General features: G+C 66.8%; 15 protein-coding genes. 6 read left to right on the forward strand and 9 right to left on the reverse strand.

The features are described 5' to 3' along the window. Window positions 1-7: 7 nt before the first annotated feature. From BMZ69_RS26125 to flaF, 5 genes are all read left to right on the forward strand, one after another. A complete protein-coding gene (locus BMZ69_RS26125) occupies window positions 8-1330 on the forward strand; it encodes a flagellin N-terminal helical domain-containing protein (RefSeq protein ID WP_092162418.1) in 1323 nt (440 codons plus the stop codon). 288 nt (window positions 1331-1618) lie between these two features. Further along, window positions 1619-2944, forward strand: coding sequence for a flagellin N-terminal helical domain-containing protein (locus tag BMZ69_RS26130; RefSeq protein WP_092162434.1), 1326 nt, complete (start codon window positions 1619-1621; stop codon window positions 2942-2944). A 188-nt stretch (window positions 2945-3132) separates the two neighbouring features. Further along, window positions 3133-4524: a flagellin N-terminal helical domain-containing protein gene (locus tag BMZ69_RS26135; protein WP_092162435.1), complete on the forward strand. Its 1392-nt coding sequence runs from the start codon at window positions 3133-3135 to the stop codon at window positions 4522-4524. Between the two features lie 35 nt (window positions 4525-4559). Then, window positions 4560-4952, forward strand: a complete 393-nt coding sequence (gene flbT, locus BMZ69_RS26140) for a flagellar biosynthesis repressor FlbT (protein ID WP_092162436.1) — start codon at window positions 4560-4562, stop codon at window positions 4950-4952. Next, window positions 4936-5307, forward strand: coding sequence for a flagellar biosynthesis regulator FlaF (gene flaF / locus BMZ69_RS26145; RefSeq protein WP_092162437.1), 372 nt, complete (start codon window positions 4936-4938; stop codon window positions 5305-5307). Before flbT ends, flaF begins: the two co-directional genes overlap by 17 nt. Window positions 5308-5389: 82 nt before the next feature. On the opposite strand, the gene BMZ69_RS26150 is transcribed toward flaF, so the two are convergent. The 7 genes from BMZ69_RS26150 to BMZ69_RS26180 form a co-directional block, all read right to left on the reverse strand. Next, on the reverse strand, window positions 5390-6904 hold the full coding sequence (locus tag BMZ69_RS26150) for a hypothetical protein (RefSeq protein ID WP_092162438.1): 1515 nt from the start codon (window positions 6902-6904) through the stop codon (window positions 5390-5392). Window positions 6905-6915: 11 nt separating this feature from the next. Then, on the reverse strand, window positions 6916-8781 hold the full coding sequence (gene flgK / locus BMZ69_RS26155) for a flagellar hook-associated protein FlgK (protein WP_092162439.1): 1866 nt from the start codon (window positions 8779-8781) through the stop codon (window positions 6916-6918). Between the two features lie 77 nt (window positions 8782-8858). Further along, entirely contained in the window at window positions 8859-10274 is a 1416-nt protein-coding gene (locus BMZ69_RS26160) for a flagellar hook protein FlgE (RefSeq protein ID WP_092162440.1), read from the reverse strand. Window positions 10275-10462: 188 nt separating this feature from the next. Continuing rightward, the gene (locus tag BMZ69_RS26165; protein ID WP_175506982.1) at window positions 10463-11464 is read right to left on the reverse strand and encodes a YcjF family protein; all 1002 of its coding nucleotides are present in this window, start codon (window positions 11462-11464) and stop codon (window positions 10463-10465) included. 13 nt (window positions 11465-11477) lie between these two features. Next, window positions 11478-12926, reverse strand: a complete 1449-nt coding sequence (locus tag BMZ69_RS26170; protein ID WP_092162442.1) for a YcjX family GTP-binding protein — start codon at window positions 12924-12926, stop codon at window positions 11478-11480. Between the two features lie 13 nt (window positions 12927-12939). Then, window positions 12940-13467 (reverse strand): SixA phosphatase family protein, encoded by a 528-nt coding sequence (locus tag BMZ69_RS26175; RefSeq protein WP_092162487.1) that lies wholly within the window; start codon window positions 13465-13467, stop codon window positions 12940-12942. A gap of 9 nt (window positions 13468-13476) precedes the next feature. After that, entirely contained in the window at window positions 13477-14181 is a 705-nt protein-coding gene (locus BMZ69_RS26180) for a TetR/AcrR family transcriptional regulator (RefSeq protein ID WP_092162443.1), read from the reverse strand. Between the two features lie 101 nt (window positions 14182-14282). Between BMZ69_RS26180 and BMZ69_RS26185 the strand changes: the two genes are divergently transcribed. Beyond that, a complete protein-coding gene (locus tag BMZ69_RS26185) occupies window positions 14283-15545 on the forward strand; it encodes an ABA4-like family protein (protein WP_092162456.1) in 1263 nt (420 codons plus the stop codon). A 5-nt stretch (window positions 15546-15550) separates the two neighbouring features. On the opposite strand, the gene BMZ69_RS26190 is transcribed toward BMZ69_RS26185, so the two are convergent. After that, entirely contained in the window at window positions 15551-15796 is a 246-nt protein-coding gene (locus BMZ69_RS26190) for a helix-turn-helix domain-containing protein (RefSeq protein ID WP_092162457.1), read from the reverse strand. A gap of 10 nt (window positions 15797-15806) precedes the next feature. Then, window positions 15807-16373, reverse strand: coding sequence for a DUF2975 domain-containing protein (locus BMZ69_RS26195; protein WP_092162458.1), 567 nt, complete (start codon window positions 16371-16373; stop codon window positions 15807-15809). Window positions 16374-16409: the final 36 nt, after the last annotated feature.

Here is a 16409-nt window from a genome sequence, read left to right on the forward strand (position 1 = left end):
GTATAAAATGGCCGTTTCTCTCTCTGCCGGCGTTCGCAACAACCTCGCGACGCTGCAATCGACCGCCGCCCAGTCTTCGCAGATCCAGAACCGTCTCGCCACCGGCAAGAAGGTCAACTCGGCGATCGACAGCCCGGTCAACTTCTTCACCGCCGCTTCACTGAATGATCGCTCGAGCCAGCTCAACGGCCTGCTCGACGGCATCTCGAACGGCATCCAGGCGATTCAGGCTGCCTCGAAGGGCATCGACGGCATCACCAAGCTCGTCGGCTCGCTCCAGTCGACGATCAAGCAGGCCCAGGCCGACGCGGCTCAGAACCGCCCGACCAAGGCCGGCACGGCGATCGCCACCCAGGCGGAAGTCGTCGCCACCAGCAAGAGCCTGAAGGACATCGCCCTCGACAAGAAGCTGGTCGACGACAACGCCGGCACTGCGAACGACGCCACTGCCACCTATTCCGGTAACATCGGCATCACCGCCGGTTCGACCGACATCGGCATCTCGATCGTCGCCGGCTCGACCACGTATACGGCATCGTTCTCCGCCGCCAATGCGACGGTGCGCGACCTCGTCAACGAGATCAACAAGTCGGGCATCGCCACCGCCTTCGTCGACGAGAAGGGTCAGCTCAACGTCAAGGGCACCGGCTCGGATGCATTGCAGGTCGGTATCGGCGCCTCGGCGGTCAGCGGCACAGCCGCGATCACGGATGCCGACACTGGCGGCGCCAACACCAACATCGGCTTTGCGGCCGCTGATCGCACAGGCGCTGGCATTCCTTCTTCCGGCATCACCTCGGCTGTTCGCTCGAACCTGATCGACCAGTACAACGACCTGCGCAACAAGATCGACGATCTCGCCAAGGATGCCGGCTACAACGGCATCAACCTGCTCGGCGGCGACCGTCTGTCGGTCGTCTTCAACGAGAAGACCGGCAAGAACCAGACCAAGCTCGACGTGCAGGGCACCCAGCTGAACTCCGACAACCTCGGCATCGTCAAGGCTGGCAACACCCAGCTCGCCGGCAGCACCAACTTCCAGAACGACTCCGATCTGGAAGCCGCGACCAAGTCGCTGACCGGCGCGCTGACCTCGCTGAAGTCGCTCTCCTCGACCTTCGGTGCGAGCCTCTCGGTCGTCCAGACCCGCCAGGACTTCACCAAGGACATGGCGAACGTCCTGACCAGCGGCGCGGACAACCTCGTCAACGCCGACCTCAACCAGGAGGCCGCCTCCCTGCTCGCGCTGCAGACCCGTCAGCAGCTCTCGCAGCAGGCGCTCGCCCTCGCCAACCAGGCCGACCAGGGCGTCCTGCGTCTCCTCGGCTGATCTTCGGTCCGCAGGAGCGGATCAACCCGCAGAACGCGGGACGAAGCAAAAAAGAGCGGCGGAGCCGAAAGGCTCCGCCGCTTTTCGTTTGCGGATGTCTTGGATGGGAATCTCACATAGGCCTGCGAGCCGTTTCACATCCATTAACCATGTCGCGACCCCGCTCAATTTCCGAGCAATTCGCCGGCCCGGATTTACCCCTCGTTACGAGTTCGGCCGCATGGTCTGCGGGTCGGGGCCAGAATGGTCTCGATGCCAGAAGGCACCATACCAGGAAGGTATCAAATCATGGCCGTTTCGCTCTCTGCCGGCGTCCGCAACAACCTCTCGACGCTGCAGTCGACCGCCGCCCAGTCCGCGCTGATCCAGAACCGTCTCGCCACCGGCAAGAAGGTCAACTCGGCGATCGACAGCCCGGTCAACTTCTTCACCGCCGCTTCGCTGAATGATCGTTCGAGCCAGCTCACCGGCCTGCTCGACGGCATCTCGAACGGCATCCAGACCATCCAGGCTGCCTCCAAGGGCATCGACGGCATCACCAAGCTCGTCGGCTCGCTCCAGTCGACGATCAAGCAGGCCCAGGCCGACGCAGCTCAGAACCGCCCGACCAAGGCCGGCACGGCCCTGGCCACCCAGGCCGAAGTCGTCGCCACCAGCAAGAGCCTGAAGGACATCGCCCTCGACAAGAAGCTGAACGACGACGACGCCTCCGCCGCGAACAACGCCGCAACCGCGACCAGCTCCGGTAACATCGGCATCGCCACCGGCGACACCTTCATCGGCATTTCGCTGACGGCCGGCTCGACGACCTACGAAGCCTCGTTCTCCTCGGCGAACGCGACGGTCCGCGACCTCGTCAACGAGATCAACAAGTCGGGCATCGCCACCGCCTTCGTCGACGAGAAGGGCCAGCTCAACGTCAAGGGCACCGGCTCCGACGATCTGGAGTTCGGTATCGGTTCCGATACCTCCGGAACGCTCGCCGTCACGGACGCCCAGGGCGGCGGCGCCAACACCAATGTCGGCTTCCTCGCTGCCGACGCGGTCGCGGCGACCGCGATCAAGGGACAGGGCATCACCTCGGCGGTGCGCTCGAACCTGATCGACCAGTACAACGACCTGCGCAACAAGATCGACGATCTCGCCAAGGATGCCGGCTTCAACGGCATCAACCTGCTCGGCGGTGACCGTCTGTCGGTCGTCTTCAACGAGAAGACCGGCAAGAACCAGACCAAGCTCGACGTTCAGGGCACGCAGCTCACCTCCGACAACCTCGGCATCGTCAAGGCTGGCAACACCCAGCTCGCCGGCACCACCAACTTCCAGAACGACTCCGATCTGGAAGCCGCGACCAAGTCGCTGACCGGCGCGCTGACCTCGCTGAAGTCGCTCTCCTCGACTTTCGGCGCCAACCTCTCGGTCGTCCAGACCCGCCAGGACTTCACCAAGGACATGGCGAACGTCCTGACCAGCGGCGCCGATAGCCTCGTCAATGCCGACCTCAACCAGGAGGCCGCCTCCCTGCTCGCACTGCAGACCCGTCAGCAGCTCTCGCAGCAGGCGCTCTCGCTCGCCAACCAGGCCGACCAGGGCGTCCTGCGTCTCCTCGGCTGATCTTCGGTCCGCAGGAGCGGATCACCCCGCAGAACGCGGGACGAAGCAAAAGAGCGGCGGAGCCAATGGCTCCGCCGCTTTTCGTTTGTGCCCTGTAGCGGGATTAACCGTTTATTAGCCTTAACAAAGGATTGTCGGTCCCGACCAACCTGGCTGAGCGCCGAATCGCGCTGTCTGAGGGACCTGAAATGGCCAACACCATCCTGTCGAACGGCGTCCGCAACAACCTGCTGACCCTTCAGCAGACCACGGCCCAGCAGAGCGTCATCCAGAACCGCCTGGCGACCGGCCGCAAGGTCAACTCGGCGATCGACAATCCGGTGAACTACTTCACCTCCGTGTCGCTGAACGATCGGTCGAGCCAGCTCACTAACCTGCTCGACGGCATCTCGAACGGCATCCAGACCATCCAGGCCGCCTCCAAGGGCATCGACGGCATCACCAAGCTGGTCCAGTCGCTGCAGTCGACCGTGAAGCAGGCGCAGGCCGACGCGGCACAAAACCGCCCGACCAAGGCCGGCGGGGCGCTCGCGACACAGGCCGAGGTAGTTCTGACCAGCAAGAGCCTCAAGGACCTCGCGCTCGACAAGAAACTGGTCGATGACAATGCCGGCGTCGCCAACACCGCCACGGCGACCTATTCGGGCAATCTTGGCATCACCGCTCCGGCTGCCGGCGACTACCAGGTGCTCGCCATCTCGGTGAAGTCGGGCTCCAACACCTACACGGCGTCCTTCAACGCCGCCAACACGACGGTGCGCGATCTCGTCAACGAGATCAACAAGTCCGGCATTGCCAGCGCCTTCGTCGACGAGAAAGGCCAGCTCAACATCAAGGGCGCGGGCTCGGAGGATGTCGAGTTCGGCCTCGGCCAGGCGACCTTCACCCCGGCTGTCGCAGGCTCCCCGACGGCGGCGGAATACGCCGCGGCCGGGACGCCCGCCATCACCGACGCCCAGAGCGCTGCTTCGGAGAACGCCGCGATCGGCTTCGCGCTCGGTGACAACGCCGCCGCCACCACGACGATCAAGGGCGCCGCCATCACGTCGGCGGTGCGTTCGAACCTGATCGATCAGTTCAACGACCTGCGCAACAAGATCGACGATCTCGCCAAGGATTCGAGCTATAACGGCATCAACCTGCTCTCGGGTGACCGTCTCTCGATCGTCTTCAACGAGAAGACCGGCCGCAACCAGACCAAGCTCGACATCCAGGGCTCGAACATCACGGCGGACAATCTCGGCATTCCGCGTGCGATCAACACCCAGCTCGCCGGCTTCATCAACTTCCAGAACGATGCCGACCTCGAGAAGGCGACCACGGCCCTGACCGGCTCGCTGACATCGCTGAAGTCGCTGGCCTCGACGCTCGGCTCCAATCTCTCGGTCGCCCAGACCCGGCAGGACTTCACCAAGGAACTGTCGAACGTTCTGATCACAGGCGCGGGCAACCTTGTCCTCGCCGACCCGAACGAGGAAGGCGCCAGCCTGCTCGCGCTCAACACCCGCCAGCAGCTCTCGCAGACCGCCCTCTCGCTCGCCAACCAGGCCGACCAGGGCGTGCTGCGCCTGTTCGGCTGACGCCCCTCCCCTTATAGCCAGAAGGCGGGACAGACATGGCCCTCAAGGTCGAGCTCAAGCCGAACGAGCGCATCATCATCGGCTCGGTCGTCATCCGAAACGACGAGCAGCGCACGCGCTTCTTCATCGAGGGCGAGGCGCCGATCCTGCGCGAGAAGGACATCCTCACCGCGGCCAGCGCCGACACGCCGGCCAAGAAGATCTACCTCGCGATCCAGCTGATGTACCTCGCCGGCGATCCGACGGGGGAGCATGAGGTCTACTTCCAGCTCGTGCGCGACTTCATGCAGGCGGCGCCGAGCGCTTTGCCGCATATGTCCGAAATCAATAACTGCATCTTAAGCGGTGAGCTCTACAAAGCTCTCAAGGCTGCCAAGAAGCTGATCTCTTACGAGGCGGAACTGCTCGAGCATGCAAAGCGGGTTTAATGCCTACGCCGCGGCGTCGAAGACGGCTCAGAACGTCCAGTCGCCGCGAGAACTCGAAGCCGGCCTGCTGCTCAAGGCGGGCGCCCGTCTCCAGATGATCGTCGACGACTGGGCCGGCCGTTCCGGCGATCTCGACGGCGCCCTGGCGTATAACCGCAAGCTCTGGACCCTTCTGGTCTCGGCGGTGATCGCCGAGGACAATCCGCTGCCGGTCGAGATCAAGCGCAACATCCTGGGCCTCGCCAACTTCATCTTCAACCGGACGTTCCAGATCGCCGCCGCGCCGGAACCGGCTGCCATCGGCATCCTCGTCAACATCAACCGCGACATCGCTGCCGGCCTGCGCGGCCGCTGACCGCGAACCAGGCGACATCTCGGACAAAGGAAAACGGCCCGGATCGCCCCGGGCCGTTTTCTTTTGCCGCCGGGCGGCAACGTCAGAGGTAGTTCGTCAGGCGCAGCTGCGACAGCATCGAGGTGGTCTGATAACTCGCCTGCAGAGTGGTCTGCAGCGCCAGGATCTGCATCGCCACCTCCTCCTTGGTGATGTCCTCGACCCCTGCGAGCGTCGTGCTCAGATAGTCCTTGGTCGCGGTGTGCCGCTCCTTGGCCTGGGCCATCGCGGTCTGGGCCGAGCCGAGCTCGACGATGATCTCCGACGGGTTCTGCGTACCGGGCGCGAAACCGATATTGCTGCGCACCCGCTCGGTCATCGCCTCGTAGCGCAGCTTCGAGTTCGCATCGCTTGCCGGAAAGGTCTCGGCCGCCATGATGGCGAACTGCGCCAGGCCGGTGCGGAACGCCTCTTCGTTCGCGCGGGCGCCGGCTGCCACCTGCTGGCCCTGGTCGACCTGGACGCTGGCCGTCGCCCGGGCCGAGCCGGCGGCATCGTCGCCCTGATACCAGATGACGGTATTGGCGGCGGTCCCGGGCGCGGGCGCGGCGGTCGCGGTGTCGAAAGGCGGCCCAGGCACCCGGAGCGGCGGGTCGCCCGGGCTGCCGGCGAAGAAGTCCTTGGCGGCCACTTGAGCCGAAGCACCCGACAATGACGTCTTCGCCTCGCGCGACAGCGCCGCGCCGATCGCCGTGCGCAGGTTCGCGGCGGTCGCGTTGGCGTCGACCCCGATGACGAAGCCTTCGGCGGGATCGCCGGTCGTGCCCGCCGCACGCGCCGTCAGGGTGATCTCCTCCGTCGTGCCGTCGGGCAGCGTCAGTGCGATCTTGAGCGTGTCTCCCGGCTGCGGCTGCGCAGCGACGTTGACGGCGATATCGGCGGGCGGCCCGGCATTGTAGGCCGTGGTCATCGCTGCCGTGCTGCTCGAGGCACTGGTCAGCTTGAAGCCATAGGGCAAGCCGGCGGCCTCTTCGGCAATGGTCGCATTCGTACCGGCGCCACCGGTGACGAGCCGGCCCATGCCCCCGGCGCCGAGATCCGCCTGCTTGCGCTCGGAGATCAACTGCTTCAGGCCGGCGTGAGTGGCATCACCATCCATGATCAGCGAATAATCCACCACCGGCTCGACATCGGAGGTGCGGCCGGAGAACAAATAGCGGCCGTTCACCTGCGAATTCAGCAGGTCGAGCGTCTGCTTGAACTTCTCCTCGGCGAGCACCTGCGGCGAAGTGCGGCCGGTCGAGGTCTCGACATAGCTGTCCGGCCGGGCATCGGCGCGCGTCTCTCCGGCGAGCTTGGTGAAGTTCTCGACCGCCTTGGTCATCAGCTTGAGGTTGACGTCGGCGCGCTGGATGCCGGTCAGGTAGCCGTCGAGCGTCGAGAGCTTGTTGTTGAGGTCGAGGCTGATGCCGCGATCCATGCCGAGGCCGGCATAGGTCTCCGACTTCTTCTGTGTCGCGAGCTGGCGCTGCAGGTCGTCGAGCTGCCCGCGCATCGAGACGAACTGGTGCGGATTGGCGAGACGATAGGCGCCGGTGCCGGTGGCGGTGATGGTCATCGACGATCTCCTCACAGTCTCATCAGCACGTCGAGCAACTCCTTGACCGTGGAGATGACGCGTGCGTTGGCGGCGTAGGCGCTCTGGAGCTCGATCAGGTTCGACATTTCCTCGTCGACATTGACCTTGGTGTCTTCGAGGAAGCGGCTCTGCACCGAGGCGAAGGCGACCTGCTGGCCCTCGTCGAGGCGCTTGGCCTGCTCGCTCGCCTGGCCCTGGCCGGCGACGACGCGCTGGACCAGGCTCGACACCGTGCCGGTCGAGGTCGCGGTCGAGCCGTCGAAGCCGGTCGAATTGGTGAAGCTGCGCTGGCTCGAGGTCAGCCGGTCATAGAGGAATTTCGGCCGGGTCGTATCGCCCTGCGGAGTCGCCGGGCTGGTGTTGTAGATGACGAGCCGCGAGCGATCGGCGATCAGGTCCGGATTGACGGCGATGCGCGAGGCGAAGCCGACCGATTGCGCCCCGCCCTCATAGGAGCCGGTATAGGCGCCATTGTTGCGGCCATCGACGAAGAAGGGCAGTTCGCTCGTGCCGCCGGTCAGGGAGGTCTGGGTCGGGCGCGCGGTCAGGCCGACGACGTCGCGCGTCCCGGCCGCCCCGTCATCGACGATGCGCAGCACCGAGCCGGTGTTCGAGACGGTGAAGCCGGGACCGACCGCCGCCTGCATCTGGGCCGCGACCGAAGCCGGGCCGCCGGAGAAATCGATGCCGATGACGCGATTGTTGGGATCACCCTGGGCCGAGGCCGGCAGCGGCAGCGATGCCGCCGACTCGACGCGCACGAAGGTGAAGCGCTGCGTCTGACCGCCGGGCGTCACCTTGTAGTCGAGCGTCACCGAATTGCCGGACTGCAAGCCGGCGAGATCGACATCGAAGCCGGTCGCTGCGCCCGCGGTCACCGCCGTGCCGGCGATCTCGCGGTCCGAGAGTGCGCTGGAGAGCTGGGCGGCGATCTCGTCGAGCTGGGCCTGCGCCTGCACCAGCGTCTTGTCGCGCAACTCGATCAGCGCGCCGATCTCGCCGGAGCGGAAGCTGTTGTTGGCGATGGCATCAGAGGTGTTGCCGGAGAGGTCCCGCGCGACGATCGTGCCGACGGTGCGCTGGGCGGGATCGCTGCTCCATTTCGATTGCGGGCCGATATTGGCGCGCGCGTCGAACTCGAACGTGACCGTCGGACGGCCGTCGAAGAGCTGGGTGCCCGATGCGGTGGTGATGCTGACCGACCCGTTCGGCCGCTCATCCGTGCGGATTTCGACATATTGCGACAGCTCGGAGATGATCCGATCGCGCTGGTCGCGCAGATCCGCCGTGCCCGCGCTCTGCTGGGCGTTGACGATGCGCGCATTGACGTTGGTGAGCTGCTCGAGCAGTTCATTGGTGCGCGTCACCGCCGCGCCGATGCCGGCTTCCGCCTGGGCGCGCTGCTGCTGCACGCCGTCCGACAGGCCGCGCAGCCGGTTGGCGAGCTGGCTCGCCGCATCGATCACGGCGGTGCGGTTGGTATAGGACGACGGATCGTTCTGCAGCGCCTGCAGCGAGCTTGTGAACTTGCTGTACATCGAGTCCAGCGCGGTCGCGCTGCCCGGGGCGCCGTAGAGCTTGTCGAGATTGGCGAAGACCTGCGCGCGCGTCGAGGTGTAGGCCGCGCCCGAACTCTCCTGCAGCAGCTGGTGCTGGACGATCCGGTCGAGCAGGCGCTGGACATTGGGATTGCTGACCCCAACGGTGCCGCCGGAGACCGAATCGACGCTCGACGTCGTGCGCCGGACATAGCCGGGCGTGCCGGCATTGGCGACGTTCTGCGAGACGACGCCGATGCCGATCTGCGAGCTGTGCAGACCGGAAATGGCGGTGCCGAGCGCGGTGTTGAGACCCATCGTCAACTCCTGTCGTCTTTGGCTCGTTGCTTCGGCCCGGCCCTTCTGGGCCGTCGGGCCAGGCCTCGGTCAGCCGCTCAGCGGATGATGTTGAAGACGTCGCGCAGCATCTCCTGCGCCGTCGAGATCACCTTGGTGTTGGCCGAATAGGCCTGCTGGGTGACGATCATCTTCGAGAATTCGTCGGCGATGTCGGTATTGGACTGCTCGACATTGCCGCCGATCAGCGCCGCGGTGCCGAGCCCGACGATCGGCGCGCCCGACTCGATCGTCTCCTCGAAGGCGCCGCCATCGAGGCGTTTCAGCGCGTTGCCTGCGTTGAAGCGGGCGACCGCGATCTGGGCCAGCGCCACGACTTGGCCATTGCTGAAGGTGCCGATCACCTGGCCTTCGTTTGAGATCGAGACCCGGTCGAGCGTGCCGGCGGTGTAGCCGTTCTGGCGGATGCTGCGGGCGTCGATCTGGCCGCTGGTATCGCCGTTCTGGGTCAGGCTGGTGCCGTTGGTGACGATGCTGATGGGGGCGGTGGCGGGCGAGATGGCGTTTCCGCCGATCGTCATGGGCGGGATGGTGATGTTGCCGTTGACCGGGAAGGTCATCTTGCCGGTGTTGTCGAAGGTGACGTCGACGTTGACGTTGCGATAGGCGACGGTCGCGCCGGTCGCGCCAGTGTTCTCGGCGATGAACAGGTTCCAGGTGTCGGGCGTTCCCGGCGCCGGAGTGGTCGTCGCATTGGAGACCTTGGCCCAGCGCAGTTCGACGCTCGTCGCCTTGCCGAGCGTATCGTAGACCGTGACCGAACCGCCGGGGATCGAGCGGTTGAGGAAGGTCGTCAGGTCGGTGCCGATCACCGTGCCGGTGCCGCCCGATGCCGTCGTACCGGGGTTCGTGCCGAAGCCCGTACCCGCATTCAGCAGCTCGGAGCCCGGCGTCGTCGAAACGGCGCTGTTGGTCTTCGGATAGGCCGGGATATTGGCGCTGTATTCGATCTGGGTCGTCGCCTTGGCCGGGAACTGGTCCTTGGTGATGCGCAGCACATCGGGCTGGCTGCCGATCACCTGGCCGGTGACGGGGTCGATCTTCTGGCCCTTCAGATAGTAACCCGCGCCGTTGACGAGATAGCCGTCGGCGTCGAAGTCGAAATCGCCGCGGCGGGTGTAGAGATTGGTGTTGGCGAATTGGGTCGAGGCACCGACGCCACTCTGGCGCTGGTCGACCACGAAGAAGCCGTCGCCGTTGATGGCGGCGTTGGTGTCGATGCGGGTGGCGTTGAGGTCGCCCTGGATCGTGTTGGTGGCGCGGCTATAGGAGGCGACCGAGCCGGCGATCTGGCGGTTCAGCGCTGAATCCGGCACGAGGTCGGAGAAACTGGTATCGACCCGCTTGAAACCGGCGGTGCGCGAGTTCGCGATGTTGCCGGAGATATTCTCAAGGGCATAGGACTGGGCCTGCATGCCCGTCACGGCCGTCGTCAGAGCACTGAAAACACCCATCGCAACCTCACCTGGTCGTCAGACCTGGACAGCGCCCCCCATGGGCGGCATGTCGAACCGAGGCTGAGTTTGCACGGCCTGTGCCACGGCCATGCCTGAGATATTTCAAGAGCTTGGATGGTTTTCGAAAGGTTTACCGACGGTTCCGACCGGGCAGAATCGTCCGCTGCCGGCAAATTCTGCCGGGCTCAACTGTCCTTGCCGCCCCAGCCGGAAAGATCGCCGGCGACATCGGACAGACCCGGCGGCTTCTCCTCGACGAAGGGCAGCGGCCGGCAGACCGCGATGGCCGCGAGCCCGATCCGTGCCGTCAGCAGCCCGTTGAGCACGCCCTCGCCGAGCTTGGCCGACAGCCGCGCAGCCAGCCCCTGGCCGAGCACCTGCTGGATGACGGCATCGCCCGCCGCGACCCCGCCGGTGACGACGAGATGGCCGAGCACCTGCCGCGCCAGCCGGAACAAGCCGAGAGCGCCGGGGCGGCCGGCATAGATCGTCGCGATCGAACGCAGCAGCCTTGCGCAGGCGACGAGGACGAAGACGACGTCGACCAGCGCCCGCGGGCTCACTGCCGTCACCAGCGAGACGCGCCGCGCCGCCTGCGCCACCTGCGCCTGCGCGAGCGCATCGAGCGGCGCGAGCAGGCTGCGCTCGGCGACCGTGAGCAGATCGCGAGCGGCGAGGAGTTGCGGCGTATGCGCCGAGAGCTCCGCCCTGCCCTTCGCGGTTTCCGGCCGGGCGGCATAGAGCTTGTCGAGATCGGCAGCGACGCCTCGCGCCTTGGCAAGGTCGCTCTCGGCCAGCGCCGCGACGGCGCGCTCGCGCAGCGCCTCGACCCGCCGCTCGCGCAGGATGTCGCGCAGCACCCGCATCAGGATGACCAGCAGCGCCAGCGCCGCAATGCCGGCGCAGACCAATGCAGCAATGCCGACGGCCGGGTTGAGGGCGAGCAGCCAGCGGATCGTCTGCTCGGCCCAGACCGTGACGGACAGAGCGAGCAGGCCCGACAGCGCCGCGACGAACAGGCTGCCCCAGCTGAAGCGGCGACGCCTCGGCTGCGGAATCGGAGTGGCTTCCGGCTCGATCGGCTCGACCTCCGGCACGACGGCGACATCGCCGCGTCCGCCGAAGACGGCATCGTCGGAGGAACTGTCCTGCGGATCGAGACGGATGGCGCGCGGTGCCTTGCTCATGCTCAGCCCTCCTTCACGCCAATCTGTCCCCGATCAGGAACTCCAACGCGCGGTCGAGGCGGATCTGCGGCGGCGGCGCAAGGCGCCCGCCCGCATCCGGCTTGACCAGCGGCGGCCGGAAGCGCGGCGCCCGGACATGCCAGCGCGGCGCATCGGGATCGAAGATCGCCTCGGGCCGATTCGGCAGGTCGCCGGGGAAAATCGCGGCTTCCGCGTGCCCGTCGAAGACCTCGCCGTCCACGGCCTCGCCCGCCTCGGGCACGCCGGCGATGGCCGGCAATTCCTCACGCCCCTCTCGGATGCGAACCTCGCGCGTCGCGCGGATCGCGGCGAAGGCCATCGCCTCGACCTTGGCCCCCGCCCCTTGCGCCCGTGATGCAGCCCGGGCGACCAGATGTGACATCACCCCGGCGAGCCGGTCATGGCTGGTGTGATGGAGATGGTCGGCCTTGGTCGCGGCGAACAGCACCTTCTCGATCCGCGGCGCGAACAGGCTCGACAACAGGCTGTTGCGGCCGACCGCAAAAGCCGAGAGCGCTTGACCGAGTGCGGTTTCGAGATCGGCGAGCGCGGCGGGCCCGGCATCGAGCGCCGCCAGCGCGTCGACCAGCACGATCTGCCGGTCGAGCCGGGCGAAATGCTCGCGGAAGAACGGGCCGACCACGACGCGCTTATAGGCCTCGAAGCGCTCCGCCATCAGCCCGGCGAGCGTGCCGGCCTGCGGCTGCGCACCCGGCGGCAGATCCAGCGGCGCAAAGGTCAGGGCCGGCGAGCCTTCGAGATCGCCCGGCATCAGGAAGCGGCCGGGCGGCGTCACCGCCACCGCCTCGGGATCGGCGCGCAAGGCGGCGAGATAGGCCTTGAAAACATCGCTCGCCGCTTCGGCCGCGAGCTCGTCCGCCGGCCCCGTCGGGTCGCGCTGCCTGAGATCGTCGAGCCAGGGGCCGGCGATCTCGAGCCGGTGCGCCTTGCGCGCATCCGCGACCGCCTGCGCCGACCAGCTCGCATAGTCCTGACCGATCAAAGCGAGGTCGAGCAGCCATTCGCCGGGATAGTCGACGATGTCGAGCGTCAGCGTCGCCGGCCCCTTGAACCAGCCTTCGGCGCGCTCATAATCGATCTCGATCCGAAGCTCCGAGATGCGGCGGGTCGAGTCCGGCCAACGCCGATCCGGCCCCGACAGCGCCGCGCGATGCGCCTCATAGGGAAAGCGTGGGATTTCGGGATCGGGCTGCGGCACCAGCCGGACCCGGGCGATACGCCCTTCCGCCGAAGCCTTCAGCACCGGCAGCCTGGCGCCTTCGACCAGGTTCTGGATCAGCGCGGTGGTGAAGACCGTCTTGCCCGAGCGCGACAGGCCGGTGACGCCGATACGCAGGCGCGGCCTGGCGAAGCCCAGCAAGCTGTCGCCGAAGGCGAGCGCGGCATTGCGCGCCTCGTCGAGATAGGAACCGGACGCCATCAGGCGATCCGCCTCATTCGTCGGGCCCCTCGCCGAGCGAAGCCGGCGTGACGAAACGGTCGAGCCGGCCGCCCTGCGCGGCGAGATCGCGCCAGTCCTCGATGGAAAAATCGATCACGGCGAGGCCGCAGGTCGGATATTTCTGCGCCATCCTTGCCGCCGCATAGCGGTCGCCATGGCCGGTGAGCCTGGCGGCCAGCTCCTCGAAGCCGGGATTGTGGCCGATCATCAGGAGCGTGCGGACTTCAGGCTCCGTCTCCTGCGCGACCTTGAGCAGGCGCTCATGCTTGGCCTCGTAGATGCGCGGCTCGTAATGCGTCGCCGGCTTTTCCGGCAGCATCGGCTTGACCAGCTCCCAAGTCTCGGCCGTGCGCTTGGCCGGCGAGATCAGGACGAGATCAGGCAGCAGCAGCTCCTCGGCGAGATAGCGGCCCATGACCGGAGCGGCTTCGCGCCCGCGGGTGGCGAGCGGCCGGTCGCGGTCGGCGGTGTTGGCGGGCCAGGCCGATTTGGCGTGGCGCAGGAGCATGAGGCGGCGCATGGCCGCCATCTAACCATGGCTGGCGGGATTTGCGAGTGTCAGGCTCGCGGAAGCTCGCACGGCGGCGAGCAGCATCTCCATCAGCCGGCCCGAATACAGCGCGATCAGCCGCCCGCGCCCGCCCGGCTGCATCTCCAGAGGGGCGAGCTGGCCGTCGATCAGCATGGTCGAAAAGCCATGGGTGACCGACCAGACGAACAGGATCTCGGCAAGATCGAGGTCGCCGGCATAGCTCGACGGCAGGCGCGTCAGGACATCGCTGTCGATCTCATGCCCGAGCGCCAGCTTCGTCTCGCGCACCAGGATACCGAAGGCGCGGATCGCGGCGCGGCGCAGCTCTTCATCGTTGTTCTTCAGGCCGAGCCGGCCGAAGGCGACGCGGAAGCGGCCGGGCCGCGCCAGGGCGACGGCAAGATAGGCCTCGCAGATTGCAGCGAGCCGGTCGCCGCCGGACGCCTGCGCCTTAGCGACAGCCGTCTCCATCTCCTGCGAGAGATCGTCGAAGCCGAGCGTCGCGATCGCGGTCAGCAGGCCGACGAGATTACCGAAATGATGTGCCGGCGCGGCGGGCGAAACCCCGGCCCGGCGGGCGCATTCGCGCAGGGTGAAGCCGCCGACGCCTTTCTCGGCCAGCACCGCCTCGGCCGCGTCGATCATTGCCTGGCGCAGATCGCCGTGATGGTAGCCGCCCCGCTTGCTGACCTTGGTATCCATCGCACGCCCTGCCCGAACGCCGCCATCATCAAACTTGACGCCGTCAAGATAACGCAATAGGACAGAGCCGCAACTGAACAGCGTCAAGATTGGAATGGGCAATGCCTTTCACCTTGGATGACGCCTTTACCCGGGCCGGCCAGCTCGCCATGCTCGGCTGGGCAGCGCTGATCCTGCTGCCGCGCTGGCGCCGCGTCTCGGCGGCGCTGGCGGGCTGGATCATCCCGGCCCTGCTGTCGTTGGGATATGCCGTGCTGATCGCCGTGTACTGGCACGACGCCAAGGGCGGCTTTTCCTCGCTCGATTCGGTGGCGGCGCTCTTCGCATCGAAGCCGCTGCTGCTAGCCGGCTGGGTCCACTACCTGGCCTTCGACCTCGTCCTCGGCAACTGGATCCTGCGCCGCTCGCAGGCGGAAGGCATCCCGCACTGGCTGATGCTGCCGGTGCTGCCGTTGACCTTCCTGTTCGGCCCGTTCGGCTTCGTGACCTATCTGCTGCTGGAGGCCTGCTTCCGCCTCGCACGCGAAGACCGCATCGCCCGCCTGCAGGCCCGCCTCCCGGCCTGGCTGCCCGATCTCGAACTGGAGCCGCGGCTCACCGCGGCGGCCTTCGCCATGCTCGCTTTGGCGGTCCCGACCGTCTTCGCCTGGCTGATCGACAGCAGGCAGTTCCAAGGGGTGGATACCTGGATCAAGCCGCTGAAATTCGAGCTCTCGGTCGCCTTCTATCTGCTGACGCTGGCGCTGTTCCTGCCGCTCGCCGGCGAGCGCTTTCGCGCCTCCTGGCTCGGGCGCTACATGGTCTGGCCGGTGATCGTGCCGATCGTTCTCGAGGTTCTCTACATCGCCTGGCGCGCCTCGCGCGTGGAAGCCTCGCACTACAATCGCGACGACTGGACCGGCATCGCGCTCTACAGCCTGATGGGCGTCGGCGCGGTGATGTTCACGATCGCGCCGGGCTTCCTCGCCTACGGCCTCGCCCGCCGCGACGCCGCCCCCATGCCGGAGGTCGTGCGCTGGTCGCTGATCGCCGGGCTCGCCCTGACCTGCGTTTTCGGCCTCGCCAGCGGCGCGATCCTCAGCGCCAGTGCGACCGGGCACTATGTCGGCATCATCCCCGACGCGCACCGGACGCTCCCCTTCTTCGGCTGGTCGCTGACGATCGGGGATCTGCGCATCGCCCATTTCCTCGGCCTGCACGCCTTGCAGATCATCCCGGCGATCGGCGTGGCTCTCTGGTTTGCGACGCGGCAGAGCCGAGCCGGGCTCGTCGCGCTCGGCACGGTCTCCGCCGCCTATGCCGCCGTCACCGCGACCGCGCTCGTCGCGGCGCTGCAGGCACGCCCGCTGCTCGGGCTCGGCTGAGCCTGCTACGCCTCGGCTGAATCGGAAGCGAGCGCGAGGTCTTCCGCGGCCGGCTCATAGCGCAGCAGGTCGCCCGGCTGGCAGTCGAGCACCGCACAGATCCGCGTCAGCGTATCGAAGCGCATGCCGCGGACCTTGCCGGACTTCAGTTGCGAGACCTGCTGCTCAGTCAGCCCGATGCGCTGGGCCAGTTCCTTCGAGCGCATCTTGCGACGCGCCAGCATGACATCGAGTTCGACGACGATCGGCATCGCCCAACTCCTACACGAAACTCTGATTCTCGTCCGCGAGCCGAACCGCCTCCTTGAGCACCAGCCCGAAGGCGACCAGCGCGGCTCCCGCCGCCAGCACGCCGAAAGTCCCAGGATCGAGCGTGATCGCCAGTTGCTTCTGGCCTGACGGGTTGTCGAAGGTCAGTGCCACACTCTGCAAGCCGCGCGTCAAAGGCGTCGCCACGCCCATCGCCGTCAGAAGCCAGCCGACGCGCGTCAGCCGCTGCGCGTTCTCTTCCTCCAGCACCTGGCCGCGGCCGAAGCGACCGAACAGGCTGGCGAGCCGCAGCATCGCCGCGACGAACAGGCCGGCGGGCACGAGGCCGATGGTGAGGGCGATCCAGTAGCCGCGCTCCGATAGCGGGCCGATCGGGGCACTGACGCCGACCGTGCCGCGGGCATAGACGGCGAGCTGCTCAGGATCGCGCCAGAGCCAGACCGTGCCGATGGCCATCAACGCGGCCGCCGCGACGCACAGGATGCGTGCCACCGTGCTGACACGGCGCAACCGCGCCATGGCGGACCGGCCCTGAATCGAGTTTGCAAGGGACGACATATCGTTTCACTCCGCGATTGACAAAATTAAACTAAG

The organism is Allobosea sp. CRIB-10, from assembly GCF_900112185.1.
Taxonomy (GTDB): domain Bacteria; phylum Pseudomonadota; class Alphaproteobacteria; order Rhizobiales; family Beijerinckiaceae; genus Allobosea.